At 46.6% G+C, this 335-nt stretch carries 1 protein-coding gene; it reads left to right on the top strand.

Annotated features, from left to right (window positions below):
• Window positions 1-288: transposase (locus ACM0OZ_RS49265; RefSeq protein WP_414590223.1), on the top strand; the 288-nt coding region annotated here is incomplete at its 5' end.
• Window positions 289-335: the final 47 nt, after the last annotated feature.

Below are 335 nucleotides of genomic sequence, written 5' to 3'. Positions count from 1 at the left end.
TCATACCTTCGGTTGGTTCAACCACTGTGGTCTATTTACCTGAAAATTGCTGTAATTCGAGTGTTGCGTCCGGGTGAGTGGGTAATTGTCGATAATGCGACGTTTCATCATGGCGGTCGGATTGCCCAATTGATTGAAGCCGCAGGCTGCCAACTGGTTTATCTGCCACCCTATTCGCCGGATCTCAATCGGATTGAGAAGTGTTGGGCATGGTTGAAAAGCCGAATTCGGAAACTGTTGCCCCAATCAGATAATTTACACGATGCCATGGAAACTGTTCTCTCTTAAGAAACACATTCCGTCGCCGTAGATTGAGCAACGAGATTAAAGCCTAA

This window comes from Scytonema sp. PCC 10023 (assembly GCF_963920835.1).
GTDB lineage: Bacteria > Cyanobacteriota > Cyanobacteriia > Cyanobacteriales > Nostocaceae > Kalymmatonema.
The sequence above is the reverse complement of the archived record's forward strand: the minus strand, read 5'-3'. Positions and strand labels throughout refer to the sequence as shown.